Below are 24892 nucleotides of genomic sequence, written 5' to 3' on the forward strand. Positions count from 1 at the left end.
CGATCAGAGCAAGAACGACGCGACGCCTTCCCCAACTGGCTCCACACCTACAATCACCACCGCGGACACACCGCACTCAAAGGCCAACCACCCGCCAGCCGCGTCCCCAACCTCACAGGGCAATACACCTAGGGCGCGAACGCCGTCGCGTTCTCCTCGGCCCACTGGCGGAAGGTGCGGCCCGGCTTGCCGGTGACGCGGGGGACCGTGTCGTGGACGGCGAGCAGCGCGTCGTTGACGTCGCCGCCCATCAGGTCCAGCACCGCGTCGGCGACCCCCGCGCCGAGGAAGGGGGCCAGCTCGGCGTGGGCCGTCTCGCGGGTGACCGCCTCCCAGCGGGCCTCCCGGCCCAGCACGTCGGCGATCGTCTCGACCTGCTCCCGCGCCGTGACGCGGGCCGGCCCGGTCAGGGCGTGGGTCCGGCCCCGATGGCCGGGCTCGGTCAGCGCCGCGCCGGCCACGGCGGCGATGTCGGCGGGGTGGACGGCCGGCAGGCCGACCTCCGGGTAGGGCAGGCGGACCGCGCCGCCCGCGCGGATCGCCTCGGCCCACCACAGCGCGTTGGACGCGAACTGCGTCGGCCGCAGCACCGTCCACGCCATCCCGCTCTCCCGCAGCGCCCGCTCGACAGCCGCGTTCGCGGCCGCCTGCGGCAGGTGCGGGTGGGTCTCCACGGTGATGGACGAGACCAGCACCACGTGTTCGACGCCCGCGTCCCGCGCCGCCGCGAGCACCTCCGCGTCGGCGCCGAGCCCCGACGGCAGGAACAGGGAACGCACGCCGGCCAGCGCCGACTTCAACGAGTCGGGCCGCGCGAGGTCGCCCCCGACCACCGCCACCCCGTCCGGGAGGCCGCCCCGCGCGGGGTCCCTGGTGAGGGCCCGCAGCGGGCCGACGCCCGCCGCGTGGAGCTGCCGGACGAGGGGGCGGCCGATGTTGCCGGTCGCGCCGGTCACAAGAATCATGCGGCCGACACTAGAACCTCAATACGACTTGAAGTCAACGCGTGGCCGCGGCCAGCGCCGCCCGCACCTTCGCCGCCGGGGCCGTCGTGCCCGGGTCGGTCGCCAGGCCCTCGAAGCCGACCTTCGGGTCGGCCATGTACGGCGCGCCGTAGGCGGGCGTGCCCGGCTGGAAGCGCCAGCTGTCGGCCAGCGTGCCGGCGTCCACCGCGTCCCAGCCGAGCCGGTCGAGGAGTTCGGTCGCCCGCGCCTTCGCCTCCGCGTCGTCGCCCGCGATCGGCAGCGCGCTCCGGTCCTCGGCGCCGGACGGCCGGGCGTAGTTCAACAGGTGTCCCCAGTAGATGTTGTTGAACGCCTTGACCACCTGCGCGCCGGCCAGGTGCCGCTGCACCAGCTCGCTACTCGTCGTCTCGCCCGAGTCGAGCTCGGGGACGTTCCCGTCGCGCTGCGGGTAGTAGTTCAGGGTCTCCAGCACCAGCTTCCCGGCCAGCGGCGTCACCGGCACGTCCCGGTACGCCTTCAGCGGGATCGACACCACCACGATGTCCCCGTCCTCCGCCGCCTCCTCCGTGGTCCCGGCCCGCGCCCGGTCGCCCAGCTCCTGGACGAGCCCGACCAGTGTCTCGGGCCCGCGCGAGTTGCTGACCACCACGTCGAGGCCGGCCGCGATCGCGAGCCGCGCCACGGTGCCGCCGATGTTTCCACTGCCGATGAGTCCGAGTGTCGTCATGCCGGGCACAACACCGCCGCGTCACGGCGCGTTCCCGAATCCGGCCAGCTTCAGCCGGACAGCGGCCCGCCGTACGGACCGCCATACCGAAAAGGGGAGGCGCCCGTGGCCGGCCGCGGCCTAGACTCCCCGCCGTGTCGGAGGCCAGCGCGAAGCCGCGCCCGTTGTGGCGTGACCGGAACTTCTCGATCTTCTGGGCGGCGCAGACGCTCTCCGTCGTCGGGGACTCGTTCGCGCTGATCGCGCTGCCGCTGCTGGTGCTGCACGCCACCGGATCGGTCGCGCAGATGGGCCTGTTGACCGCCGTGGCCGGCGCCGCCTCGCTGCTGGCCGGGGTCTTCGCGGGGGTGGTGGCCGACCGGTTCGACCGCAGGAAGCTGCTGATCGGCTGCGACCTCGCCCGCATGGTGCTGTACGCGCTGATCCCGCTGGCCTGGGCGTTCGGCCCCGAAGTATGGCTGCTCTACGTGGTGCTGCCGCTCGGCGAGGCCGTCGGCATGCTCTTCATGGTCACCTATGTGACCGTCGTCCGTGGGCTGGTCGGCACCGAGCGGCTGACGGAGGCCAACGGCCGGCTCAACGCGACGGCCGCCGCGGCCGGGGTGCTCGGGCCGCTGTGCGCGGGCGTGGTGGCGGCGCGGTTCGGGCCGGCGGCGGCCGTCGGCGTGGACGCGGCGAGCTTCGCGGTGTCGGCGGTCTGCCTCAGCCTGGTCAGGTTCGGCGCCCCGGAGACCACCGGCGCACGACGTGGGCTGTGGCGTGACCTGTTCGCCGGGGTGGCGTTCCTGCGCCGGCACCCGGTGCTGCGGGCGCTGACCGTGCTGCTGACCCTCTTCAGCTTCCTCCAGCTCGGCCTCAACGACCTGGTGATCTACCACCTGAAGCACGACCTCGGGCAGGGCGACGGCGCCGTCGGCACGGTCTTCGGGATCGGCGCCCTCGGCACCGTCACCGGCGCCCTGTTGGTGGCCGCGGTGCGCCGCAGGTTCGGCTTCGGGCCGACCTGGATCAGCACCGTCGTGGTCGGCGGGGCGGCCGTGGCGGGCATGGGCCTGGCCGACTCGGTCGTCGGGGTCGCCCTGTGCGTCGCACTGTTCCTCGGCTCGGTCAGCATGGCCGGCACCTGCTCGATGTCGCTGCGGCAGGAGGTGACGCCGGAGCACCTGCTGGGGCGGGTGACCTCGGCGTTCTGGACCCTGCACTACTCGGCGGCGCCGATCGGCGCCGCCGTGCTCACCTGGGCCGCGCAGCACCGCGGCACCACGCCGGTGGCGCTGGCCGCGGGCGTCGGCTTCCTGGGGATCGCCGCGTTGGCGCTGTGCACCCCGGTCAGGAGCCCGCGCCCCGAGCGGCTGCCGTTCCGCTACGCGGACTGACCGGGGAGAGCGGCTACGTCGACGCGTAGCGGGTGCCGAGGTCGGGGCGGTCCGCGCCCTTGAGCTCGGTGACCAGATGGTGGGTGACCGCCAGGTCGTGCAGCACGCCCCGGGTGCGTTCCACCGGGAGGTCGGCCGTGCGGGCGATCTCCGGCGCGTACACCCCCTCGCCGCCGTGCCGACGCTCGGCCTCCGTCAGGGCCTCGAAGACCCTGGCGTGGTCGGGTCCGTAGTCGGGGCGGCCGCGCCCCGCGAAGGTGCGGCCCGGCGGCGGCAGCGGCGCCCGGGAGGTGCGGCGCTGCTCGGCCCGCTCCTCGGCCAGCTCGCGCTGCTTGCCCCGGTGGGGGAGCGGGGTCTCCTTGTCGGCGTGCGGGGTGCCGCGTTGCTTGGAGGCCCCGGTCGTCGACTTGCGGGCGCTGGGCAGGTCGCCGGCCCGCTGGGCGTCGCGCGCCGCCCGCCGGCGCTGGACCTCGTTGCCCTCCATCTTCTTGCTCATGTCGTCCGTCACCACCTACCGCTGGTAGAGGCCGGTCAGGGTGGACTCGGCGAGCCGCTCGTCCTCCAGCGCCCGGTGCACCTCGGAGGCCGAGGCGTGGTCCGGGATCGGGATGTGGAACGGCAGCGCGTACAGCCGGAACCGGTAGCGGTGCGCCGCGTCGCCGACCGGCGGGCGCGGGCCGTCCCAGCCGTGGTCGCCCATGGTGTTGGCGTGCGCGCGACCGCCGGCCGGCAGTTCGCCCTCGGCGATGCCGCGGGCGCCCGGGTCGATGTCCGTGACCAGCCAGTGCACGTACGTCCCCGCCGGCGCGTCCGGGTCCTCGCACAGCAGTGCCAGTTCCTGGGTGCCGGGCGGGGGTCTGGTCCAGCTCAGCGGGGGTGAGACGTTGCCGCCGTCGGCCGAGAACCGGGGCGGGATGGGCGCCCGGTCGTCGAACGCGGGGCTCCGCAGGTGGAAGCCGTCCTGGGCGGGGTTCTCGTAGGTGTCCTCCATACCAGTCATGGGGCCGAGGTACCCGGGATCGGTGGAGGCATTCAGCCTGAAACGTCCGAAAAGGGGTGAATCACCTGGTCTCGACGAGACCGTCGATGGCCTGGTGGATGTGCTGCTTCAACGTCTCCGGCTCCGGGACGTGCTTGAAGACCATCAGGCCCTGCTCCGAGGCGGACTGCACCCGCACCGTGCCGTAGCGCCAGATCCGCTCCCACAGCGAGGCCGAGAACGACACGTCGTTGACCCGGCTCAGCGGGATGCTGGTGCCGGCCTTGGAGAGGAAGCCCGAGCGCTTGTGCAGCCGGCGGCTGGTGAGGAAGTACAGCGTGGCGCGCCACCGCAGCAGCGGCACCAGCCACCGCCACAGGGCCAGGACCGCCGCGAGCCCGACGACCACCCAGGTGGCGATCCGCCCCCAGTCCTCCTCGGTGGGGAGCACGAACGCCAGGGCGGCGGCCGCGGCGACGATGACGACCAGCTGCACGAACTCGCTGATCAGCGTGGTCCAGTGCTGGCGCGTCTCGTAGATCAGCACTTCGTCTTCGGCGAGGTAACGGTCCGCGATAGCCATGCCGCGATCCTGACACGCGGCACGGGGCCGCGGGCCGGCGGTCGTCCAGTTGATATGGCCTTGTCATCTTGACAGCGCGCCGAGGGTACCGCTCGCGGGACGGTCCGCGGCGGTCCGTCGTAAGCTCCTGACATGTCTGGTGCCGTCCGACGCAAGCCCCGCGCCTACCATCCCGACCGGGTCCGCGACGCGCTGCTCGCGCAGGTCGAGTTGCTGCGGTCGGCCGTGCGGGAGCTGACCCCCGAGCGGCAGACCGAGCTCGCCATGCTGCTCGGGCACCTGGCCCGGCAGATCGACGCGCTGCCCAGGCTGCTCGCCGAGCCGGCGCCCGCCGCCACCCGCCCCGAGGTCGACGTCACCGACTGGGTCGCCGCCACCGTGCACGAGGAGCGGGACACCGCGGACGCCGACGTGATCAGCGCGGCCGCCGAGGAGATGGAGGCCGTGGTGGACACGGGCGTCCGCGAGGACGTGCTGATCCCGCACCACCTGGGCGCCATGCGCGCCGTGGACTTCACCGTCACCCGGATCGTCGAGCTGACCCTGCACAGCGACGACCTGACCCGGGCCACCGCCCGCCCCGTGCGACTCGACCGGGGGGCGCTCGCCATCACTACCCGGGTGCTGGCCGACGCGCTCGCCGCCAAGGCGCCGGGCGCCTCCACCGAGGTCAGGATCCCGCCGTTCGCCGCCGTCCAGTGCCTGGCGGGACCCCGGCACACCCGCGGTACCCCGCCGAACGTGGTGGAGACCGACCCGGTGACCTGGCTGCGGCTCGCCACCGGGCGGGTCGGCTGGGAGGCGGCCACCGCGAGCGGCCGGCTGCGGGCCAGCGGGGAGCGGGCCGGGGCGCTCGCCGGCGAACTGCCCGTGCTCGGCTGATCGCAGCCCGTCCCCCATCCCGCCCCACACCCGTTCCGTATGGGGCATGTCTCACAATCGCGGGGTTCTCGCGCCCCCCGGATCCTGGCCTAGACTCGACGTGTGCGTGGTGATGGACGACTCAGCCACGACCTTGACCCCGGAGAACGAGGCCCGAGGGACGCCTGCGGCGTCTTCGGCGTCTGGGCCCCGGGCGAGGAGGTCGCCAAGCTCACCTACTTCGGCCTTTACGCATTGCAGCACCGCGGGCAGGAGTCCGCGGGCATCGCGGTGAGCGACGGCTCCAAGATCCTGGTCTTCAAGGACATGGGGCTGGTCTCCCAGGTCTTCGACGAGACCTCCCTCAGTTCCCTCTCGGGCCATATCGCCGTGGGCCACACCCGGTACTCGACCACCGGGGCCCCGACCTGGGAGAACGCCCAGCCGACCTTCCGTGCCACCGGGCACGGCTCGATCGCGCTCGGCCACAACGGCAACCTGGTCAACACCGCCGAGCTCGCCGAGCTCGTGGCGGAGCTCCCCGACGACCGCGGGCCGCGCAACCGCGCCGCGGTCACCAACGACACCGACCTGGTCACGGTGCTGCTCGCGGGTCAGCGCGCCGAGGACGGCACGCCGCTGACCGTCGAGCAGGCGGCCCCGCTGGTGCTGCCGAAGGTCAAGGGCGCCTACAGCTTCGTCTTCATGGACGAGGGCACCCTCTACGCGGCCCGCGACCCGCAGGGCTTCCGCCCGCTGGTCCTCGGCCGCCTGGAGCGCGGCTGGGTGGTCGCCTCGGAGACCGCGGCGCTGGACATCGTGGGCGCCTCGGTGGTCCGCGAGATCGAGCCCGGCGAGCTGGTCGCCATCGACGAGAACGGGCTCCGCGCTTCGCGATTCGCGGAAGCGAAGCCTCGCGGCTGTGTCTTCGAGTACGTGTACCTGGCGCGGCCCGACACCGACATCGCCGGGCGGAACGTGTACCTCTCCCGGGTCGAGATGGGCCGCCGGCTCGCCGCCGAGGCCCCGGCCGACGCCGACCTGGTGATATCGACGCCGGAGTCCGGCACCCCCGCGGCCATCGGGTACGCCGAGGCCAGCGGCATCCCCTACGGCTCGGGCCTGGTCAAGAACTCCTACGTCGGCCGCACCTTCATCCAGCCGAGCCAGACCATCAGACAGCTGGGCATCAGGCTGAAACTGAACCCGCTGAAGGAGGTCATCCGCGGCAAGCGCCTAGTCGTCGTCGACGACTCGATCGTCCGCGGCAACACCCAGCGGGCCCTGGTCAGAATGCTCCGCGAGGCCGGCGCCGCCGAGGTCCACGTGCGGATCAGCTCGCCGCCCATCAAGTGGCCGTGCTTCTTCGGCATCGACTTCGCGACCCGTGCCGAGCTCATCGCCAACGGCCTGTCGGTCGAGGAGATCGGCACCTCGCTCGGCGCCGACTCGCTGGCCTACATCTCGCTCGACGCGATGGTCGAGGCCACCACGATCGCCAAGCCGAACCTGTGCCGGGCCTGCTTCGACGGCACGTACCCCGTGGAGCTGCCCGACCCGGCGCTCCTCGGCAAGGACGTGCTCGAGCAGTCCGCCGACGCCGACCGGGAGCGGGCGGAGCGCGCGCGGCTCACGCTTCCGCTGCTGGCCACCGGCCCCGGCGCGGGCGACGCCCTGCGCCGTCCCTAAGCGGGGCGCGACGTCCCACCACACAGCAGTCAGAGAGATCCGATGACAGAGAACGCGTCCGGTGTCAGTGGTGTCAGCTACGCGGCGGCGGGAGTCGACATCGAGGCCGGGGAGACGGCCGTCGAGCTGATGCGCAGCTGGGTCGCCAAGGCCCAGCGGCCGGAGAGCGTGGGCGCCATCGGCGGCTTCGCCGGGCTCTTCGACGCCTCGGCGCTCAAGGGCTACCGGCGCCCGCTGCTCGCCTCGGCGACCGACGGGGTCGGCACCAAGGTGGCCGTCGCCCAGCGGATGGACGTGCACGACACGATCGGCCGCGACCTGGTCGCCATGGTCGTGGACGACCTGGTGGTGTGCGGCGCCGAGCCGCTGTTCATGACCGACTACGTCTGCGTCGGCAAGGTCTACCCGGAGCGGGTCGCCGCCATCGTCAAGGGCGTCGCGGAGGGCTGCACGCTGGCCGGCTGCGCGCTGGTCGGCGGCGAGACCGCCGAGCACCCGGGGCTGCTCGGGCCCGAGGAGTACGACCTGGCGGGCGCCGGCACCGGCGTCGTCGAGGCGGACGCGCTGCTGGGCGCGGAGCGGGTCAGGGCGGGGGACGTCGTCGTCGCGCTCGCCTCGTCCGGCCTTCACTCCAACGGGTACTCGCTGGTCCGGCACGTCTTCTTCGACCTGGCGGGCTGGTCCATCGAGCGCCACGTCCCCGAGTTCGGCCGGACGCTGGGGGAGGAGCTGCTCGAACCGACCAGGATCTACTCGCTCGACTGCCTGGCGCTGGCCCGCGCCACCGAGGTGCACGCGTTCGCCCACATCACGGGCGGCGGCCTGGCGGCCAACGTGGCCCGGGTCATCCCGGACGGTCTTGCGGCCGTGATCGACCGGGCCAGCTGGGCGCCGGCGCCCGTGTTCGACGTGGTCGGCGCGGCCGGCCGGGTGGCGCGCGGCGAGCTGGAGCGCACCCTCAACATGGGCGTCGGGATGGTGGCGGTGGTGCCCGAGGCGTCCGTCGACACGGCGCTCGCCACCCTCTCCGCGCGGGGCGTGCCGGCCTGGGTGGCCGGCCGGGTCGAGGCGCGGGGGAGCGGCGCGGACGCCGCCACGCTCACCGGGGACTACGCGCGGTAACCATGTCCGGGGCCGCAGGCGGCACGACACAACTGAGCCCGGTCCGGCGAAACCGGACCGGGGCGGGGAGCGCGTTCTCCCGGGTGGCTCAGTTGGCTCGATCGCGGGTCGGCGACCGGCCGGTTGACCGGCGGTCGGGGGCGCTGGTCAGGCGCCGCGCCGTTTGGAGGAGTGACCGTTGGAGTACGGCTCCTCGCCGTCCTCCTCGTCATCCTCGTCGTTGTACATCTCCGCGTACCGTGCGTACAGGTCGTCTTCCAGCTCTTCGTCGTCCTCGACCCGCTCGCCGTTCGTCGGCGCCTGGTCAGGCTTTGATGCACCCGCACCCAGCTCTTCGGCCAGACGGGAAAGGTCCGTCCGGCCGCTGTTGTACTTCAGCTGGCGGGCGACCTTCGTCTGCTTGGCCTTGGCCCGGCCGCGCCCCATTGGCTCGACCCCCTCAACGACGGGACCCTGCGGCCCCGGAGTGTTGACATCCGTTCATGATTGAGAGCGGGCCCTCGGACGAGCGCCCGATCCATCGGCCTTCAACCGTACCTGCTTCCGCGGGCCTACGGTACGTCGTCCGCAGGACCCGGGTCGCCCGATCGTCGCCCGGTGACCTTCTCTTTGCTGGTCAGCGGCGATTTTACCTTCTTTCTCGACACACCCCGCATGAGGGGGGTGACATGTCTTACGCAAATGGCCGATCAGCGGCCGGCGGCCTGGGCCATTCGGTGTTCGGCCAGCCGGTCGGCCGCCACAGCAGGGGGGACGCCCTCGGCGCGGGCCCGTTCGAAGATCTCCAGCGTCGTGTCGTGGATCAGCGCGGCCTTTGCCTTCGCACGTGCGAAGTCGAAACCGTGGAGCTCGTCGGCGACCTGGATCACGCCGCCGGAGTTCACCACGTAGTCCGGCGCGTAGAGGATGCCGCGGTCGGCGAGGTCCTTCTCGACGCCGGGATGGTCGAGCTGGTTGTTGGCCGCGCCGCAGACGATGCCGGCCGTCAGCAGCGGCACGGTCCGGTCGTTGAGCGCGCCGCCGAGGGCGCACGGGGCGTAGATGTCAAGCCCGGGGGTCCGGATCAGGGCATCGGCGTCGGCCACGGCGGTGACCCGCTCCGGGTGGGCGTCCAGCACGCGGCGCACGGCGGCCTGGTCGACATCGGTGATCACCACCCGGGCGCCGGCCTCGACCAGGTGGTCGACCAGCAGGTGGCCGACCTTGCCGACGCCGGCCACGCCCACGGTGCGGTCGGCCAGCTCGGGAGAGCCCCAGCGGTGCTCGGCCGAGGCGCGCATGCCCTGGAAGACGCCGAAGGCGGTGAGCACCGAGGAGTCCCCCGCGCCGCCCTGTTCGGGGGAGCGGCCCGTGGTCCAGCGGCACTCGCGGGCGATCACGTCCATGTCCTGGACGTAGGTGCCGACGTCGCAGGCGGTGACGTAGCGGCCGCCGAGGGAGGCGACGAAGCGGCCGTAGGCGAGCAGCAGTTCCTCGGTCTTCAGGTGGGCCGGATCGCCGATGATCACGGCCTTGCCGCCGCCGTGCGGGAGGCCGGCGAGCGCGTTCTTGTAGCTCATGCCCCGCGAGAGGTTGAGGGCGTCGCGGACGGCGGCCTCCTCGGGGCTCGGGGAGCCCGCGTAGGCGTGGAAGCGGGTGCCGCCCAGGGCCGGGCCGAGCGCGGTGGAGTGGATGGCGATCACGGCCCGGAGCCCGGTGGCCCGGTCCTGGCAGAGCATGACCTGCTCGTGGCCGCCCCGCTCGGAGGTGAAGAGGATGTCCAGGGCGCTCGCGGCCCCCGGTGCTGCGGTGCTGCTGTCGACGCTGACAGCGGGACGTACGTCGGTCACGGTGGTGACTCCTGCGTATCGCGGTCTGGACGCCCTCGTGGCGGATCCGTCGTGGAGGGCGGTGTCGTGTTCCCGATGGGATGAGCCTACGGCCGTCGCCGAACGCCGGGTACCGGGGTCTTCCGAGGGCTGACACGATCGGGGGCGACGATGGGTGGGGGCGACCACGAGACGCGGGAGGCAGAGTGCCCAAGGTTCCCTACGCGGCGTATCTCCGGGTCTACGAGCCGCTGGCGGCCTTTCCCGAGCCGGAGCGCTCGCACTGGGCCGGGTACGCGCGGCGGGAGCGCCTGCCCACCGCCCAGGACGAGGTGCGGGGGGCGCTGGCCGGCCTGGTGGCGCGGCCGGTGCGGGTGGCGCCGGCGGCGGAGAGCGCGGACGCCTTCGTGGCCACGGTGGACGGGGTCGTCTGCGTCTGCCCGTGGCGGACCAGGCTGCGCGCGTGGCAGGCGCTGGGCGACGTGGGGCACTGGCTGATGCCGCAGTCGGTGGTGGACCTGGCGCTGCCGCCCGGGGCGCGGCGGAGCGCGGCCGAGGAGTACGACCGCTGGCGGGAGCGCAATCCGGACGCGCGGCCGTGGATCAGGTCGGCGCTGTGGCACGTCCCGGTCCGCTGGTTCGTGCTCTTCGCGGACGAGGAGCGGATCTTCCGGAAGGCCGGGGACGGCTCCGGGTCCGACGCGGGCGAGCCGGCCCTCGGCTACCGGACGCCGATGGTCCAGGCGCGGCGGCGGGTGGCGCGCGGGCTGCGCACCGTGCGGGAGGCGATGCCCGAGGGGCCGATGGTGGAGGCGCTGACCGATGTGGGACGGTGGCTCGAGGAGTTCCACCCCCGGTCACTTGTCGAACTGGACTACGGCGGATTGATCTATACGATTCCCGAAGACCAGTTGGCGGCTGACCACTCGGTGGCGGAGGTCACCGAGGGGCTGGCCGCGCTCGCCGCGGGTGACGTGGAGCGGGCGACCCGGCTTTACGAGGAGCTCACCGACCGTTGGCTGACGATCCGCGAGCGCCAGTTCGCCAACTGATCCGCTCCTTAGGTGGGACTAAAGCCCCAAGCGTGATGGATGGCACTGTAAGGAACTCTTGCCTTCAAGTAGTCTCCTCGTGTCAAAATAGGACAACGAGCTCGGCGGGGCTCCTTCCTGGGTGGGTGCGATGACCGGCCAACACGGGGTGACTGATCGTAGAGATTGGGTAACTGTCCGTTATGGCATGTTCCAGTCGGCTTCCACCAAGGTTGAACACCTGAGAGGGCAATTCCATCGGTTTGGCCGACCCGGCTGGACGGATGGTGTAGTTGTAGTGCCGAGGACAAGCCGTTCGTCCTATAACCGACTCGACCCGCGCCTGTCATTTCGGGCAACGCGGGTCAAGGTGCAGAATTTAGAGGAAAGAACCGTGATGGTTCGGTTCTCCCGAGGAGGCCGCTCATGACCGCTCGCACCCCTGATGCCGAGCCGCTGCTGACCCCGGCTGAGGTTGCCTCGATGTTCCCCGTGGACCCGAAAACGGTCACACGCTGGGCAAAGGCGGGCAAGCTCACGTCTATCCGCACGCTCGGTGGGCACCGCCGCTACCGCGAAGCGGAGGTGCGCGCACTGCTCGCGGGCATCCCGCAGCAGCGCGGCGAGGCCTGAGCAAAGCAGCACGACCCAGGCTTCGGGGCCCCCACCCCGCCTGCTTGGCTCCAGATCGCGCCGGACTCCGCCGAGTCCGGCGCGATTTGCATGCCCGCCCCCGGGGGGTTGAAGAGCCGCTCGGCGGCCCTGTGCAAGGGCGTGCAATTGCACATATTAAATTGGTGGGTTTCTCTACGGGGTCAGCCGAGCTCAGTGAGCGATCAAGTTCCGTGACTCCCGTCACACTTCGCATCCCTTGCCGGACCCGCTGATCTTGCGGTAGTAGGGCCCCGCCGGGCGGCAGCGTCGCCGCACCACGCGTAGCTGTCTCCTACCCACCCTCCCTGCCCGGCTCACACCTCTCGGGCATGCCACTCGCCGAGTCATGGAAAAAGCCCGGATCCCTGTGGGGATCCGGGCTTCCGGTTTTCAACGTGTGCGGTCCTGACGGGATTTGAACCCGCGGCCTCCACCTTGACAGGGTGGCGAGCACTCCAAACTGCTCCACAGGACCAGGTCGCGAGCGCGACTCTACCCCAGATGGCCGGCGCGGAGCCAATCGCCCCCGGCCGGCGCCCCGGTCACGGGACCAGGGCGTCGATCGCCTTCAGGATGCGCTTGTCCGAGATCGGATACGCCGTGCCGAGCGCGTGCGCGAAGTAGCTGACCCGCAGCTCCTCGATCATCCAGCGGATCTCGGCGGCCCGCTCAGGCACCGGCCGGCCGGGCGGGAACTGCTCCAGCAGCCAGGCGTGTTCGTCCTGCATCTCCCGGACCTTCGCCATCCGTGCCCGGTCCCGCTCGGCGTGCTGCGGCAACTGCTGCAACCGCCGGTCCACGGCCGTCAGATAGCGCAGCAGGTCCGGCAGCCGGCGCGCGCCGTGCTCGGTCACGAAGCCGGGCGGCACCAAGCCCGCCAGCTGCTCCCGCACGTCCGCCAACGAGTCGGCGAGCACCGGGCTGGTGATCGAGCGCAGCCGCCGCTCACAGGTGCCCCAGGCCAGCAGCACCTCGCGCACCCGCCCCAGGATCCGCAGGGTGAGGTCGGTGATGTCGGCCCGCACCGCGTCGAAGAGCTTGCGGAAGCCCTCCTCGTCCCAGGCGGGGCCGCCGTGCGCCGCGATCAACTGGTCGGCCGCCGCGCTCACGCAGTCGGCGAGCAGCGCCGGCACGCCACCGTGCGGGGAACTGGCCAGCGCCAGCTTCGCCGCGTTGTCCAACTGCCGCTGCGCGAACTTGGCCGGATCCGACGGGAGGTTGAGCAGCACCAGCCGCCTGGTGCCGCGCGCCATCGCCCGCCGCTGCTCCTCCTCGCTGTCGAAGAGCCGCACGGCGACCGAGGAGCCCTCGTCCACCAGCGCCGGGTACGCCTTCACCGGCTGGCCGCCGCGCCGGGTCTCGAAGACCCGGTCGAGCGTGCCGATCGACCATGCGGTCAGCCCGACGCGGCTGGCGCCGCGCGGCTCGGCCGCGCCGCCGCCCGGCTGGCCGGCGAGGCCGGCCGTGGCCTGGGCCGGTCCGCTCGGCCCGGCGGCCCGAGCCTCGGTGGCGAAGGCGCGGTCCAACGCCCGCTGGGCGAGCGGCCGCAGGCGCTGGGTGAGCGCCATGAGGTCCTTGTCCTCCGCGTCGGCGGAGGCCCGGCGGCGCCGTTCGTCCACGCCGCGGAAGGTGATCCGCAGATGGTCCGGGATCCGGCTCTCGTCGAAGTCCTCCGGGGTGACCCGGACGCCGGTCATCCTGGTCAGCTCGCGGGCCATCGCCACCCGCAGCGGCTCGTTCGTCGGCTCGGGACCCACCTCGGCGAGGAAGCGCCGCGCCACGTCCGGCGCGGGCACACAGTGCCGCCTGATCGGCTTGGGCAGCGACCTGATCATCTCGGTCACCAACTGCTCGCGCAGGCCCGGGATCTGCCAGTCGAAGCCCTCGGGGGTGATCTGGTTGAGGACCTGGAGCGGCACGTGGACGGTCACGCCGTCCGCGTCGGCGCCCGGCTCGAACTGGTAGGTGACGCGCAGCGAGAGCCGCCCCTGTCGCCAGACGTCCGGGTAGTCGTCCTTGGTGACCCGCCCGGCCCGCTCGTTGATGAGCATGGACTTCTCGAAGTTGAGCAGGTCTGGTTCCTCGCGGCGCTTCTTCTTCCACCAGGAGTCGAAGTGCGCCCCGGAGACCACGAACTCCGGCACCCGCTGGTCGTAGAAGTCGTACAGCGTCTCGTCGTCGACGAGGATGTCCCGCCGCCTGGCCCGGTGTTCGAGCTCCTCGACCTCCGCGAGCAGCTTGCGGTTCTCGTGGAAGAACTCGTGCGAGGTCCGCCAGTCGCCCTCCACCAGGGCGTTGCGGATGAACAGGTCACGGGAGGTCTCGGCGTCGATCCGGCCGTAGTTGACCTTGCGCTGGGCCACGATCGGCACGCCGTACAGCGTCACCCGCTCGTAGGCCATCACCGCCGCCTGCTTCTGCTCCCAGTGCGGCTCGCTGTAGGTGCGCTTGACCAGGTGGCCGGCGAGCGGCTCGATCCACTCCGGCTCGATGCGCGCGTTGACCCGCGCCCACAGCCGTGAGGTCTCCACCAGCTCGGCCGACATCACCCAGCGCGGCGGCTTCCTGAACAGCGCCGAGCCGGGGAAGATCGCGAACTTGGCGCCGCGCGCGCCCAGGTACTCGTGCTTCTCGGTGTCCTTCAGGCCCAGCTGCGACAACAGGCCGGCCAGCAGCGACTGGTGGACGCGCGCCGGGTCCGGCGCCTGCCCGCCCTCCGCCGGCTCGACGGCCTCGACGCCGAGCGAGCGGCCGACCTGGCGCAGCTGCGCGTAGATGTCCTGCCACTCCCGTATCCGCAGGTAGTTGAGGAACTCGGTGCGGCACATGCGGCGGAACGCCGAGGAGGAGAGGGCGCGTTGCCGCTCGCGCACGTACTCCCACAGGTTGAGCAGCGCCAGGAAGTCCGACTCCTCGGCCGGCCCCTCGCGGAACCGCTGGTGCTTGGCGTCCGCCTGCTGCTGCTTGTCGCTCGGCCGCTCCCGCGGGTCCTGGATGGAGAGCGCGGCGGCGATCACCATCACCTCGCGGGCGCAGCCGTTCCGCCCGGCCTCCAGGACCATCCTCGCCAGCCGGGGATCCACCGGCAGCTGCGCCAGCTTGCGGCCCAGCTCGGTGAGCTTGGCGCCGGACAGCGCGCCCAGCTCCTCCAGCAGCTGCACGCCCGCCTTGATCGAACGGTGGTCCGGCGGGTCGATGAAGGGGAAGCGCTCGATCTCGCCGAGGCCCGCCGCGTTCATCTGGAGGATCACGGAGGCCAGGTTGGTGCGCAGGATCTCGGCGTCGGTGAACTCCGGGCGGGAGAGGAAGTCCTCCTCCGCGTAGAGCCGGACGCAGATGCCGTCGCTGGTGCGGCCGCAGCGGCCCTTGCGCTGGTTGGCGCTGGCCTGCGAGACGGGCTCGATCGGCAGCCGCTGCACCTTGGTGCGGTGGCTGTAGCGGGAGATGCGGGCGGTGCCGGGGTCGATGACGTACTTGATGCCGGGCACCGTGAGCGAGGTCTCGGCGACGTTGGTGGCCAGCACGACCCGGCGGCCCGGATGCGGCTGGAAGACGCGCTGCTGCTCGCCGTGCGAGAGGCGGGCGTAGAGCGGCAGCACCTCCGTGTGCGGCAGCCGCCGCTTCTCCAGCGCGTCCGCCGTGTCCCTGATCTCGCGCTCGCCGGAGAGGAAGACCAGGATGTCGCCCGGGCCCTCGGCCTGCAGCTCGTCGACGGCGTCGCAGATGGCGGTGATCTGGTCCCGGTCGGGCGCCTCGCTGTCCTCCTCCAGCAGGGGGCGGTAGCGGACCTCGACCGGATAGGTGCGGCCCGAGACCTCGATGATCGGGGCCGGCTCGCCGTTCGCCTGCCGGAAGTGGCGGGCGAAGCGCTCCGGGTCGATGGTGGCGGAGGTGATGACGACCTTGAGGTCGGGTCTCCTGGGCAGCAGCTGGGCGAGGTAGCCGAGTAGGAAGTCGATGTTGAGGCTGCGCTCGTGCGCCTCGTCGATGATGATCGTGTCGTACTGGCGCAGCTCGCGGTCGTGCTGGATCTCGGCCAGCAGGATGCCGTCCGTCATCAGCTTGACCAGCGTGTCGTCCCTGGCCTGGTCGGTGAAGCGGACCTTGAAGCCGACGGACGCGCCGAGCGGGGTGCGCAGCTCGTCGGCGACCCGCTGGGCGACGGTGCGGGCGGCCAGCCGGCGCGGCTGGGTGTGGCCGATGAGGCCCCGGATGCCGCGGCCGAGCTCCAGGCAGATCTTGGGCAGCTGGGTGGTCTTGCCCGAGCCCGTCTCGCCGGCCACGATCACCACCTGGTGGTCGCGTATCGCGGCCAGGATCTCGTCCTTCTTCTGGCTCACCGGCAGCTGTTCCGGGTAGCCGATCGCGGGCACGGCGGCGCGCCGCGCGGCGACGTGCGCCTCGGCGGCGTCGACGGCCTCGGCGATCTCGGCCAGCACGGCCTGTTGGGCGGCCGGCTTGCGGATCCGGCGCGCGCCGTCGAGACGGCGGCCGAGCCGGCGCTCGTCGCGCAGGGTCAGCTCGGGCAGCCGCGCGGCGAGGGCGGAGAGGGAGGAGGAGTGCGTAGACATACGCACCCCAGGGTCTCACCCCGGGCCGGCCGGCGGCGAGCCGTTATCGCCCGCCGGGCGCGGCGTCGCCGGCACCCCGGCACCGACGCGTCCGGATATGCGGCATACGTGCCGTTTCGGCATATCGTGGCCGGGTGACAGGGGCGACTCCGTGGGCCCGGCTGACCCGGGTGCTCAGCGAGCGGTGGCGGGCCTTCCGTCGCACGCCCTACCTCCCCGCCGCGGTGGTGTCGCTGCTCGCCGCCGCCTCCGCCGCCGCGTTCGCCGGCTCCTACACCTACGCGCTGGCCAACCCGACCCCGCGCCACGTGCCGGTCGCGGTCGTCGGCCCGCCGACCTCCGGCACCGAGGCCCGCGCCTTCGTCGAGGAACTGGAGCACCGGCTCGGCGCATCGTTGGAACTCCACCGCTACGCCGACTATCCACAGGCTGTGGACGCCGTGGAGGCGCAGCGCGAGTTCGCGATCCTGCGCGGCCGGCGGGACCAGGTCGAGATGGACGTGGCGAGCGCGGCCGGGGCCAGCGTCGCCGAGCTGCTGACCAAGGAGGGCCCGCCGGCGGCCGAGGCGGCCGGCGCGCGGATCACCGTGCGGGACATCAAGCCCCTGCAGTCCGGCGACCCCCGGGGCCTGGCCGTCTTCTACATCACCATCGCCGCGGTGATCATCGGCTTCCTCGGCACCGTCCAGCTCGTCGTCAACGCCCCGGCGCTGCGGCCGGCGGCGCGGCTGGCGTTCACCGCGGGCTACGCGGGGCTCGGCGGCTTCGGGATCGTGGTGGTCGTCGACTGGTGGCTCGGCGCGCTCGAGCTCCCGGTGTTCGGCTCGTGGGGGATCCTCACGCTGACCATGTTCACGGCCGGCATGGTCTACACGATGTTCAACGTCCTCTTCGGCCGCTGGGCGCTGCTGCCGACCTGGGCGCTGATGGTGATGCTCGGCAACCCCTCGTCGGGCGGCGCCGTCTCCTGGCCGCTGCTGCCGACCGCCCTCGGCGTCATCGGCCGCTGGCTGCCACCCGGCGCCTCGGTCAACGCGCAGCACACCGCGATCTACTTCGCCGGCCACCAGCACCTCCAGCCCTACCTGGTGCTCGGCGGCTGGGCGCTGCTCTCCCTCGCCGTCTTCTGGGCCCTGCGCGCCCGCCCACCGGGCCGCCGGCGCACATGAGAAGACCCCCTCGGTGACACCGAAGGGGTCCTGATCCTGCTCGACGAACTGTGGCTGGGGCCGGGGTCGAACCGGCGACCTTCCGCTTTTCAGGCGGACGCTCGTACCAACTGAGCTACCCAGCCGGAGCGGTCCTGACGGGATTTGAACCCGCGGCCTCCACCTTGACAGGGTGGCGAGCACTCCAAACTGCTCCACAGGACCCGGCTTGTCGCGATTCCCCCGAACGCCGGGGCGATGTCGCTGAAGCAGCGTATCACGCGGAAAGCGGGCCCCTCGTCGCGTTGACCGCCGGTCAGGCCCGCCGGCGGCGGTGGGGGGCGTGGTGGGGCGAGGGGTCAGCAGCCGCCGCAGTTGTAGTAGGTGACGTCCCAGTGGTTGCCCTCGCGGGCGTAGATGTTGCCCGAGCCCGACTGGTACTGGGCGGCGCCGTCGCTCCGGTAGCCGATGAAGGCGAAGTTGTTGGTGATGTAGCCGTTGACGCAGGTGTTCAGGCCGTAGTCGAGCTTGTAGCCGTTCCAGTGGCTGTAGGTGCCGCCGGCGTGGCCGGTCTCGGTGCCGCCGGTGATGTTGAGGGCGCAGCCGCTGGCCCGCCTGAGGGTCTGGGCGCCCTGGGCGGTGGCGAGGTTGAGCTGCTCGAACGAGGTGCAGGTGGGGTTGTTCCGGTCGGAACAGCCGCCGGACGAGGACCAGGTGATGCCGACCTCGCGGAACATCGAGGTGGCGGTGGAGTGGCTGATCTTGGTGACGAGGACGGAGACGTCGGACGCCTGGGCCTGGACCTGGGTCTGGTCCTGGACCTGGGGCTGCGCCGCGGCCGCGGTGGCGGGGGCGGCGGTGAGCGCGGCGCCGGCGAGCGCGAGCGCGGCGAGAAGGGGGCGGATTCTCATGGCGGAAGGTCCTCCAGCTGGCCTGCCGTACGGAGAGCTGCACGCGTGGTCTACGCGCGTCGTGGCGCAGCATGTCATGTACGCGGCGGTAGCGGAAGGGGGTCGTGAAGCGGCTACTCCGGGTCCGTCTCCTTGAGCTTGGCCCGCAGCTCCTCGACGGCCGGGTGCCCGATCTGGGAGCCGATCTCCACCGCCGTCCGCCGCGTGCGCCGGGCCGCGTCGACGTCGCCGGCGGCCAGCTGGGTGTCGCCGAGGTGGTTGAGGATCTCGGTCTCGCCATAGCGGTCGCCGAAGCCCCGCACCAGGTCGAGGGCGCGGGCGAAGCAGCGGGCGGCCTCGGCGTACTGGGCGAGGTGGTGGTGGGCGTAGCCGAGGCTGTCCCAGGCGCCGGCCTCCGCGTGCCGTTCGCCGAGCTCCCGGTTGAGCTCCACGGCCTGGGCGCAGTAGTCGAGCGCCCGCCGGTGGTCGCCGAGCACGACGTGCAGCCAGCCGACGTTGTTCAGCGCCATCGCCTGCCCGGGGCGGTGACCGGCCCGCCGGTAGAGCTCGAGCGCCCGGTCGTTGTGGTCGAGCGCGTCCCGCGGCCGGCCGAGCTGGTCGCAGACCCAGCCCAGGCCGCGCCTGGTGTCCGCCTGGCTGACGTCGTCGCCCAGCTCCCGGTACCGCGCCAGCGCCTCGGTGAAGTGCCGGTGCCCGTCCTCGAGGCGCCCCATCTGGGTGTGGGCGCGGCCCAGGGAGCGGTGCGCGTCGGCCGCGCGGGCCGGATCGCCGAGCCGGCCGGCCGCGTCCAGCGCGATCCGCTGGGTGGCGGCCCAGTCGTGCCAGTGCCCGCGGTAGTCGAAGAACGTCTCCAGCGCCCTGGCGAGCCCGCACGCCTCGGCCGGCGCGTCGGCGGCCACCGCCAGGTCGAGGGCGCCGAGCAGCACCGGGTGCTCCGCGGTGAACCAGTCGAGCGCCGCCTCGCGGTCCGCCGGCTCCACCACGGTGACCCCGGTCGGCGCCGGCCCGAGCCCGAGCGGCTCGGGGCGCGGGGCCAGCCGGCGGTCGGCGCCCTCGGCCGAGCGCAGGTAGTGCTCCACCAGGCGGCGGCGGGCGGCCCGCCGGTCGGCCTCCGGGTCGACGGCGTCCGCCAGCTCGCGGGCGTACGCGCGCAGCAGGTCGTGCGGGGCGTGGCGGTCGGGCGTCGGCCGGTCGACGAGGTGGACCCGGGTCAGCTCGGCCAGCAGCGGCCGCACCCGGTGCTCCGGCGCGCCGGCCAGGCTGGCGGCGGCCGGCAGCGACAGGTCGGGCCCCGGGTGGAGGCCGAGCAGCCGGAAGAGCCGGGCGGCGCCCTCGCTCAACGCCCGGTAGGACCAGGAGAAGACGGCGCGGACGTCGGTGGCGGTGTCGCCGCCGTCGAAGGCGTCGAGGCCGAGCCTGGCGTCGCGCAGCTCGGCGGCGAGCGCCCGCAGCGGCAGCCCGGGGTGGGTCGCGGCCCGGGCCGCGACGACGGCGAGCGCCAGCGGCAGCCCGCCGCAGACCGACACGATCTCGTCGACGGCCGACGGCTCGGCGGTCGTCCGCTCCGGGCCGAGGTGCCGGTCCAGCAGGCGTCGCGCCTCGTCCTCGGCGAGCAGCCCGAGCGGCAGCGCCCGCGCCCCGTCGGCGGCGATCAGTCCGGTGAGCCGGTCCCGGCTGGTCACGATGACGGTGCTGGCGCCGGAGCCCGGCAGGAGTGACCGCACCTGGTCGGCGCCGGCCGCGTTGTCGAGGACGATCAGCATCCGGCGCCCGGCGATGAGCGACCGGTACCGCGCGGCCTGCGCCTCGGGCTCCGGCGGCAGCGCCAGCGGGTCGTCGCCCAGCGCGTCGAGGAAGCCGCGCACGGCGGCCGCCGGTGGGACGGGCTCCGCCGAGGGGTCGAAGCCGCGCAGGTTCACATATAGCTGCCCGTCGGGGTGGCGGTCGCGGTGCCGGTGGCCCCAGCGCAGCGCCAGCCAGGTCTTGCCGACGCCGCCCACGCCGCTGATCGTCAGCAGGCGCGGGGAGCCGCCGGCGTCCCCCGCGTCCTCCGCCAACAGGCGGTCGAGCGCCGTGAGCTCCCGGTCCCGGCCGACGAACGTCGCGGGTGCGTGGGGGAGTTGGCGCGGTATCCGGTCGGGCGCGGCGGTGGGCGGCGAGGCCGCCTCAGGCTCGTCGAACTGGCCTTGCTGGTCGGCTGGGTGGGCTTCGTCGGCGAGCCTGGCGCGGGCCGCGTGCCAGCGCTCCAGGTTGGCGTCGTCGCCGCAGGCCCGCACGAAGGCGGTCAGCAGGCGCGGCGTCGGCGGCGTCCCCCGGCGCAGCATCTCGGCGGCGGTGCTGCGCGGCAGCACCTCGCCCCGGCGCTCCGCCGCCCGCTCCAACTCCCGGAACGTCAGCCCGGAGCGCTGCCGCAGCGCGCGTAACGCGGCGGAGAACTCCGCGACGTCCCGCGGTTCGCGCCAACGGCCTTCCCCACCCTGCCCCATGGTGACCATGGTCGGGGACGCACGCCCGCGGTGGCAACGCGCCGGACGTCCCGACCCGGGCCGCTCACCCCGGCCACCCCGCTGACCTGCACGGACATCGAGCCGCTGTCCGGGACTGTCCGGGACGGCCGCCAACCGTTGCCCCGCGTCGACCGGCCCGGGCAGCGTGGTCGAGGCGACCGCGGCATCCACCGCCGCGCCGCCACCCACGGGACACGTAACGAGACGGGGGAGTCACACCATGAGTGACGAGGTCAAGCTCGCACCGGAAGAGGTCGACCGGGTGATGGGCGTCATCGCCCAGGCCTACAGCGAGATGGAGGCCGTGGCGACCGGGATCGGCGGGCACAGCGCCAACGTCGGCTCCGCCTACCAGGGTTCGGGCACCCGCACCGCGATGGCCACCTACGAGGACCTCGGGCGCGCCGGCCAGGCGCTGGCCACCGTCCTCGACGGCCTCTCGCAGGACCTCGGCCTGACCGCCAACACCGGCCGCGAGACCGACGCCGACGCCGAGGGGGTCCTGAACCGGGTGCAGGTCACCAGCGTCGGGGACGCCGGCACCGGCGTGGACATGTCCGTCGCACGCGGCATGTGACCGCGCCACCCGACCAGCAGAAGGGGCACGAGGAGACGTGAACGGCTACGGGGACCTGATCCGTTTCAGCAACGAGAACCTGGAGGGCATCCAGTCCCGGACGGTCAGCCAGCAGCAGCAGTACACGACCATCTGGGACAGCGTCCACCAGCAGCTGCTCGGGCTCGTCGAACAGGGCCAGGTGGACGCCGCCATCGGCCAGGTGCTCGAGGAGCGCGACCAGCAGTTCCGGCGCGAGTCCACCGGCTTCGACGACAGCGTCGTCGCCCAGAACCGGGCGATCCGCGACGTCCAGACCATCGGCAACGAGGGCGGCGCCGCCATGGTCCGGGCCGCGATGGGCGGCGGCCGCTGACCCGGGGCACCACGACGGGGGAGTGGGCCCTCAACCCGGCCGGGCGCGGGCCGGGGCGGCCGTCGCCGCCTCGGCCGAGGGCTCGCCAGGCCCCGGCAGGGCGCCGACCGCCGCGCCGCGCGCGCCGGCCGTTGTCGGCCGAACCGTCCCGCACCCGGCACACCACGTCAGGTGCCGAAGGCGCCACCCGCGGCGGCAGGAGCCGACGAAGCCGAAGAAGCGACTGGCCGAGCCGCGCCAGGACACGGGCCCGGACACCACCGGGCGGCGTGTCCGGCCGGTGAACGGAGAGGACGAACGATGAGCGACGACCCGACCCAGTACCTGCCGGAGCAGTTCCGGGTGAGCGCCGGACTGCACCACGAGTCCGCCGACCTGGCCGAGTCACTGTCCCGGCTCGTCGGCCGGGTCGCCCCCGCCGCCGGCCAGTTCGGCGGGGCCGGCGCGGCCGGTTTCACCGCCGCGCTCGGCCGGACCGCCGACGAGCGGGCCAGAGCCGCCCAGCGGGCGGGGGAGGACCGGGACGCCACCGGCGAGGGCGCCACCGGGGCGGCGGCCCTCGGCGAGGAGACCGATGGGCTGGCCGCCACGGCGGTCGGCCGGGGCCAACTCGGCGAGGAAGCCCGCCGGATAGCCGACGGCATGTGAGACGAGGACCACGGGGGACTGGCATGAGCGCCATCACCATCACCAACAAGGAGGTCGTCGCGGCGGCCGGCAAGGACCCGTGGGCGCTGCGTGAGGAGTTCCGCTCGCAGACCCAGCTGGAGGCGATCGAGACCCTGGCCACGACCTTCCGCAACGGCGCCGCCGAGGCCGAGCGGGCCGGCGACACCGCGCGGCACGCCGACGAGACCGAGCAGAACGCCGGCGACCACGGCGGGCAGGCCATCTACGCCGACGCCGAACGGCACGTCGCGCGCACCCGCGAGGAACTGGGCGCCGACGATCTCGACGGCATCTCGCGCGTTCTGCGGCAGGTGCACGGCATGGCCGAGGACGTGCTCGAGGCCCACACCACGGCCATCGAGGGCGGCGGCGGGCTCGACGCGGCCGTGGACCAGCAGGAGGCGCAGGCCAACCGGGACTATGCCAGCGTCGTGGAACAGCTGAGCGCGCCGACGCCGGACCGGGCCGGCCGCCGCATCATGGTCTACGGCGAGAGCTTCCCGGACGCACCCGGCATCGAGGAGCAGATCCGCGCCCACATCGAGCGGGTTCGCACCGGCGAGGCCGGCCGCCTCGCGACCGAGACCTTCCAGGCCATGGACGACCAGCGGGACGAGTACTACGGGAGGCTCAACCGTTGGCAGCAGGACCTGAAGGACCTCGGTTACGACGTCGGCGACTCGCCCGTCAACATCTGGCGCACCGCGGGCCGGGCCGAGCACGAGGGGGAAGAGCTGGCGAAGCTGCTGAAGACCGGCGACCCCAGCCCCGAGGAACTGGCCGAACGCACTGCTCTCCTCAGCGACATCCTCCTGCGGCGGGCCGGCGACGGGCCCGAGGCGTTCGCCGGACTCAAGCCGTCGGACCGGGAGTTCGCCCGGACGTTCTATGACGCGCTCGGCAGCGAGGGCCTGGCAGCCGCCGGCCGCCTCCAGGGGGACCAGTACCGGGAGGTCCAGGAGACCCTGGCCAACGGCGTCAACGTCGCCTGGTCGGGGGACGGCCAACGACCCGCTGCGCTACGGGAGTTCCTCGACAAGGGAGCCCTCGACGGGGTACGCGACCCGGAGCAGATGAAGCAGGCCGTCCAGCGGTTCAACGACTTCGGCTCGCTGATGAGCCACTCGACCATGTCGCCCAACGACCAGCTCGCCACCAGCATGATCGACGCCGCCGCCGACCGGCAGCGGTGGTGGGAGAACACCGAGGCGTGGGTCCACACCCCGCGGCTCGACGGCGCTCCCGAACTACTGGCGGTCGCCGACGACAACAGCGGCGCCGCGGCCACCGCCTTCGGCGACCAGAACCGCGTCGCCGACATGATGCGCCTGAACTGGAGCGACCAGGGCAACGCCGCCGGCGATCTGTTGCGCGCCGCGTCCGTGCCGGCCGACGGGTTCCGCTTCACCGACTCGCCGGAGGACCTGGCCCGGGTACGGGCCGGCTACAACACCCTGCAGTACGTCGCCAACCATCCCGAGGAGTTCACCGAGGTTCCACCCGGCTCCGGCAGGAACCGGGCTCACGAGCCGGTGCACGCGGCGGTGCGGGAGGCGTACGCGGACATCGCCGGTCACGGGGAGTACCTCGACCGCCTGGCGAACATCGCGAAGGAGGGGCCTGGCGGTTTCCCCTCCGACCAGTCCAACGTCTTCGTGCTCACCGGGGACGAGCGCCACAGCCTCTTCCGCGACCTGCTCGGCGGGGACCAGCAGACGCAGCAGGAATTCCAGACCGACCTGCTCCAGCACGCCCGGGACACCGCTCGGGACACGGCGCGGGCGACCGACGAGAACCCCGGCGGGCCCCCGGAGGGCGGCTCCCTGCGAGAGCGGATGCGGGACCTCGGCCACCTCCAGGGCGCGGTGACCAACGCCCAACTGGATCTTGTCTACCGCGACGAGAACCGCGACGACGAGCGCGCGGACATGCTTTGGAAAGGCTGGACCATGGCCGTCACCGCGGCCGGAGTCGCACCCGGCGGATGGGGGGCGGCCGCGGGTGTCGCGGACGCCCTCTCCGTGCCGTTCGAACCCGAGCCGACGGCCGGGGAGAACGACGACGTCAGGCGGTACAACGAACGCCTCCACGGTGACGACGCCATGCTGCGCGCGATCCACGCCGGTGTCGGCGACGTCGACTACAGCGGCATCCCCAAGGACGAGGCCGGCAGCCCTTTCAACCCGGAGGGGCAGCGCATCGAGTACGCACTGCCCCGCGACGTGGCCAGCGAGTTCAACCAAGGATGGGTGGACGAACTGGACCGGCCGCCGGGGTGGTACTCCGCCGATGTGTCGGAGCGCGACGAGATACTGGACGCCTACCGGAGAGCCAGGCAAAACTGATCGGCCGCCCGCGC

Annotated in this window: 21 protein-coding genes, 3 tRNA genes and 1 pseudogene; 12 read left to right on the plus strand and 13 right to left on the minus strand. The window is 72.9% G+C overall.

Annotated features, from left to right (window positions below; translation table 11 throughout):
* Positions 1-132, plus strand: a pseudogene (locus tag RNC47_RS23260) (IS481 family transposase); the annotation flags it as partial.
* Here the strand turns inward: RNC47_RS23260 and RNC47_RS23265 are convergent.
* Together RNC47_RS23265 and RNC47_RS23270 are read right to left on the minus strand one after the other, a co-directional pair.
* Positions 129-965 (minus strand): NAD(P)H-binding protein, encoded by an 837-nt coding sequence (locus RNC47_RS23265; protein ID WP_311601463.1) that lies wholly within the window; start codon positions 963-965, stop codon positions 129-131. The pseudogene RNC47_RS23260 and the gene RNC47_RS23265 overlap by 4 nt on opposite strands.
* Before the next feature lie 34 nt (positions 966-999).
* Positions 1000-1692 (minus strand): NADPH-dependent F420 reductase, encoded by a 693-nt coding sequence (locus RNC47_RS23270; protein WP_311601464.1) that lies wholly within the window; start codon positions 1690-1692, stop codon positions 1000-1002.
* A 134-nt stretch (positions 1693-1826) separates the two neighbouring features.
* On the opposite strand from RNC47_RS23270, the gene RNC47_RS23275 reads away from it, so the two are divergent.
* The gene (locus RNC47_RS23275; RefSeq protein WP_311601465.1) at positions 1827-3068 is read left to right on the plus strand and encodes an MFS transporter; all 1242 of its coding nucleotides are present in this window, start codon (positions 1827-1829) and stop codon (positions 3066-3068) included.
* Positions 3069-3081: 13 nt separating this feature from the next.
* Here the strand turns inward: RNC47_RS23275 and RNC47_RS23280 are convergent, their stop codons facing one another.
* The 3 genes from RNC47_RS23280 to RNC47_RS23290 form a co-directional block, all read right to left on the minus strand.
* Positions 3082-3564, minus strand: coding sequence for a hypothetical protein (locus RNC47_RS23280; protein ID WP_311601466.1), 483 nt, complete (start codon positions 3562-3564; stop codon positions 3082-3084).
* Between the two features lie 15 nt (positions 3565-3579).
* Positions 3580-4068, minus strand: coding sequence for a YbhB/YbcL family Raf kinase inhibitor-like protein (locus RNC47_RS23285; RefSeq protein ID WP_311601467.1), 489 nt, complete (start codon positions 4066-4068; stop codon positions 3580-3582).
* A gap of 61 nt (positions 4069-4129) precedes the next feature.
* A complete protein-coding gene (locus RNC47_RS23290; protein ID WP_311601468.1) occupies positions 4130-4630 on the minus strand; it encodes a PH domain-containing protein in 501 nt (166 codons plus the stop codon).
* Positions 4631-4762: 132 nt separating this feature from the next.
* Here RNC47_RS23290 and RNC47_RS23295 point away from each other — a divergent pair, with 132 nt between their 5' ends.
* The 3 genes from RNC47_RS23295 to purM all read left to right on the plus strand — a co-directional run bounded on the left by RNC47_RS23295 (position 4763) and on the right by purM (position 8302).
* A complete protein-coding gene (locus RNC47_RS23295) occupies positions 4763-5512 on the plus strand; it encodes a sterol carrier family protein (RefSeq protein ID WP_311601469.1) in 750 nt (249 codons plus the stop codon).
* A 102-nt stretch (positions 5513-5614) separates the two neighbouring features.
* Entirely contained in the window at positions 5615-7180 is a 1566-nt protein-coding gene (gene purF, locus RNC47_RS23300; protein WP_311601470.1) for an amidophosphoribosyltransferase, read from the plus strand.
* A 42-nt stretch (positions 7181-7222) separates the two neighbouring features.
* On the plus strand, positions 7223-8302 hold the full coding sequence (gene purM / locus RNC47_RS23305; RefSeq protein WP_311601471.1) for a phosphoribosylformylglycinamidine cyclo-ligase: 1080 nt from the start codon (positions 7223-7225) through the stop codon (positions 8300-8302).
* 147 nt (positions 8303-8449) lie between these two features.
* Here purM and RNC47_RS23310 read toward each other — a convergent pair whose 3' ends face one another.
* Together RNC47_RS23310 and RNC47_RS23315 are read right to left on the minus strand one after the other, a co-directional pair.
* The gene (locus RNC47_RS23310) at positions 8450-8728 is read right to left on the minus strand and encodes a DUF3073 domain-containing protein (RefSeq protein WP_311601472.1); all 279 of its coding nucleotides are present in this window, start codon (positions 8726-8728) and stop codon (positions 8450-8452) included.
* 263 nt (positions 8729-8991) lie between these two features.
* A complete protein-coding gene (locus RNC47_RS23315; protein ID WP_394814852.1) occupies positions 8992-10131 on the minus strand; it encodes a Leu/Phe/Val dehydrogenase in 1140 nt (379 codons plus the stop codon).
* A gap of 185 nt (positions 10132-10316) precedes the next feature.
* On the opposite strand from RNC47_RS23315, the gene RNC47_RS23320 reads away from it, so the two are divergent.
* Together RNC47_RS23320 and bldC are read left to right on the plus strand one after the other, a co-directional pair.
* Entirely contained in the window at positions 10317-11162 is an 846-nt protein-coding gene (locus RNC47_RS23320) for a hypothetical protein (protein ID WP_311601473.1), read from the plus strand.
* 405 nt (positions 11163-11567) lie between these two features.
* The gene (gene bldC, locus RNC47_RS23325) at positions 11568-11774 is read left to right on the plus strand and encodes a developmental transcriptional regulator BldC (RefSeq protein ID WP_311601474.1); all 207 of its coding nucleotides are present in this window, start codon (positions 11568-11570) and stop codon (positions 11772-11774) included.
* 421 nt (positions 11775-12195) lie between these two features.
* On the opposite strand, the gene RNC47_RS23330 is transcribed toward bldC, so the two are convergent.
* Together RNC47_RS23330 and hrpA are read right to left on the minus strand one after the other, a co-directional pair.
* Positions 12196-12270, minus strand: a tRNA-Asp gene (locus tag RNC47_RS23330).
* A gap of 67 nt (positions 12271-12337) precedes the next feature.
* On the minus strand, positions 12338-16366 hold the full coding sequence (gene hrpA / locus RNC47_RS23335; protein ID WP_311601475.1) for an ATP-dependent RNA helicase HrpA: 4029 nt from the start codon (positions 16364-16366) through the stop codon (positions 12338-12340).
* Positions 16367-16500: 134 nt separating this feature from the next.
* Between hrpA and RNC47_RS23340 the strand changes: the two genes are divergently transcribed.
* Positions 16501-17535: an ABC-2 transporter permease gene (locus RNC47_RS23340; protein ID WP_311601476.1), complete on the plus strand. Its 1035-nt coding sequence runs from the start codon at positions 16501-16503 to the stop codon at positions 17533-17535.
* Between the two features lie 51 nt (positions 17536-17586).
* Here the strand turns inward: RNC47_RS23340 and RNC47_RS23345 are convergent.
* The 4 genes from RNC47_RS23345 to RNC47_RS23360 all read right to left on the minus strand — a co-directional run bounded on the left by RNC47_RS23345 (position 17587) and on the right by RNC47_RS23360 (position 20911).
* Positions 17587-17660, minus strand: a tRNA-Phe gene (locus tag RNC47_RS23345).
* Positions 17661-17664: 4 nt separating this feature from the next.
* A tRNA-Asp gene (locus tag RNC47_RS23350) sits at positions 17665-17739 on the minus strand.
* A gap of 134 nt (positions 17740-17873) precedes the next feature.
* On the minus strand, positions 17874-18425 hold the full coding sequence (locus RNC47_RS23355) for a hypothetical protein (RefSeq protein WP_311601477.1): 552 nt from the start codon (positions 18423-18425) through the stop codon (positions 17874-17876).
* Between the two features lie 113 nt (positions 18426-18538).
* Complete coding sequence (locus RNC47_RS23360) at positions 18539-20911, minus strand: ATP-binding protein (protein WP_311601478.1); 2373 nt, start codon at positions 20909-20911, stop codon at positions 18539-18541.
* Positions 20912-21152: 241 nt separating this feature from the next.
* On the opposite strand from RNC47_RS23360, the gene RNC47_RS23365 reads away from it, so the two are divergent.
* The 4 genes from RNC47_RS23365 to RNC47_RS23380 all read left to right on the plus strand — a co-directional run bounded on the left by RNC47_RS23365 (position 21153) and on the right by RNC47_RS23380 (position 24878).
* Positions 21153-21509, plus strand: coding sequence for a WXG100 family type VII secretion target (locus RNC47_RS23365; protein ID WP_311601479.1), 357 nt, complete (start codon positions 21153-21155; stop codon positions 21507-21509).
* A 37-nt stretch (positions 21510-21546) separates the two neighbouring features.
* Complete coding sequence (locus RNC47_RS23370; RefSeq protein WP_311601480.1) at positions 21547-21864, plus strand: hypothetical protein; 318 nt, start codon at positions 21547-21549, stop codon at positions 21862-21864.
* 300 nt (positions 21865-22164) lie between these two features.
* Positions 22165-22512 (plus strand): hypothetical protein, encoded by a 348-nt coding sequence (locus tag RNC47_RS23375; RefSeq protein WP_311601481.1) that lies wholly within the window; start codon positions 22165-22167, stop codon positions 22510-22512.
* Positions 22513-22535: 23 nt separating this feature from the next.
* On the plus strand, positions 22536-24878 hold the full coding sequence (locus tag RNC47_RS23380) for a putative alpha/beta hydrolase (RefSeq protein ID WP_311601482.1): 2343 nt from the start codon (positions 22536-22538) through the stop codon (positions 24876-24878).
* Positions 24879-24892 lie beyond the last annotated feature (14 nt).

Source organism: Streptomyces millisiae (assembly GCF_031845425.1).
GTDB lineage: Bacteria > Actinomycetota > Actinomycetes > Streptomycetales > Streptomycetaceae > Streptomyces > Streptomyces millisiae.

Excerpts from the sequence above, each read along its gene's own strand:
- RNC47_RS23265 (WP_311601463.1), bottom strand. The coding sequence starts at position 965 with ATGATTCTTGTGACCGGCGCGACCGGCAACATCGGCCGCCCCCTCGTC.
- RNC47_RS23270 (WP_311601464.1), bottom strand. The coding sequence starts at position 1,692 with ATGACGACACTCGGACTCATCGGCAGTGGAAACATCGGCGGCACCGTG.
- RNC47_RS23280 (WP_311601466.1), bottom strand. The coding sequence starts at position 3,564 with ATGAGCAAGAAGATGGAGGGCAACGAGGTCCAGCGCCGGCGGGCGGCG.
- RNC47_RS23285 (WP_311601467.1), bottom strand. The coding sequence starts at position 4,068 with ATGACTGGTATGGAGGACACCTACGAGAACCCCGCCCAGGACGGCTTC.
- RNC47_RS23290 (WP_311601468.1), bottom strand. The coding sequence starts at position 4,630 with ATGGCTATCGCGGACCGTTACCTCGCCGAAGACGAAGTGCTGATCTAC.
- RNC47_RS23295 (WP_311601469.1), top strand. The coding sequence starts at position 4,763 with ATGTCTGGTGCCGTCCGACGCAAGCCCCGCGCCTACCATCCCGACCGG.
- purM (WP_311601471.1), top strand. The coding sequence starts at position 7,223 with ATGACAGAGAACGCGTCCGGTGTCAGTGGTGTCAGCTACGCGGCGGCG.
- RNC47_RS23310 (WP_311601472.1), bottom strand. The coding sequence starts at position 8,728 with ATGGGGCGCGGCCGGGCCAAGGCCAAGCAGACGAAGGTCGCCCGCCAG.
- bldC (WP_311601474.1), top strand. The coding sequence starts at position 11,568 with ATGACCGCTCGCACCCCTGATGCCGAGCCGCTGCTGACCCCGGCTGAG.
- hrpA (WP_311601475.1), bottom strand. The coding sequence starts at position 16,366 with ATGTCTACGCACTCCTCCTCCCTCTCCGCCCTCGCCGCGCGGCTGCCC.
- RNC47_RS23355 (WP_311601477.1), bottom strand. The coding sequence starts at position 18,425 with ATGAGAATCCGCCCCCTTCTCGCCGCGCTCGCGCTCGCCGGCGCCGCG.
- RNC47_RS23360 (WP_311601478.1), bottom strand. The coding sequence starts at position 20,911 with ATGGGGCAGGGTGGGGAAGGCCGTTGGCGCGAACCGCGGGACGTCGCG.
- RNC47_RS23365 (WP_311601479.1), top strand. The coding sequence starts at position 21,153 with ATGAGTGACGAGGTCAAGCTCGCACCGGAAGAGGTCGACCGGGTGATG.
- RNC47_RS23375 (WP_311601481.1), top strand. The coding sequence starts at position 22,165 with ATGAGCGACGACCCGACCCAGTACCTGCCGGAGCAGTTCCGGGTGAGC.
- RNC47_RS23380 (WP_311601482.1), top strand. The coding sequence starts at position 22,536 with ATGAGCGCCATCACCATCACCAACAAGGAGGTCGTCGCGGCGGCCGGC.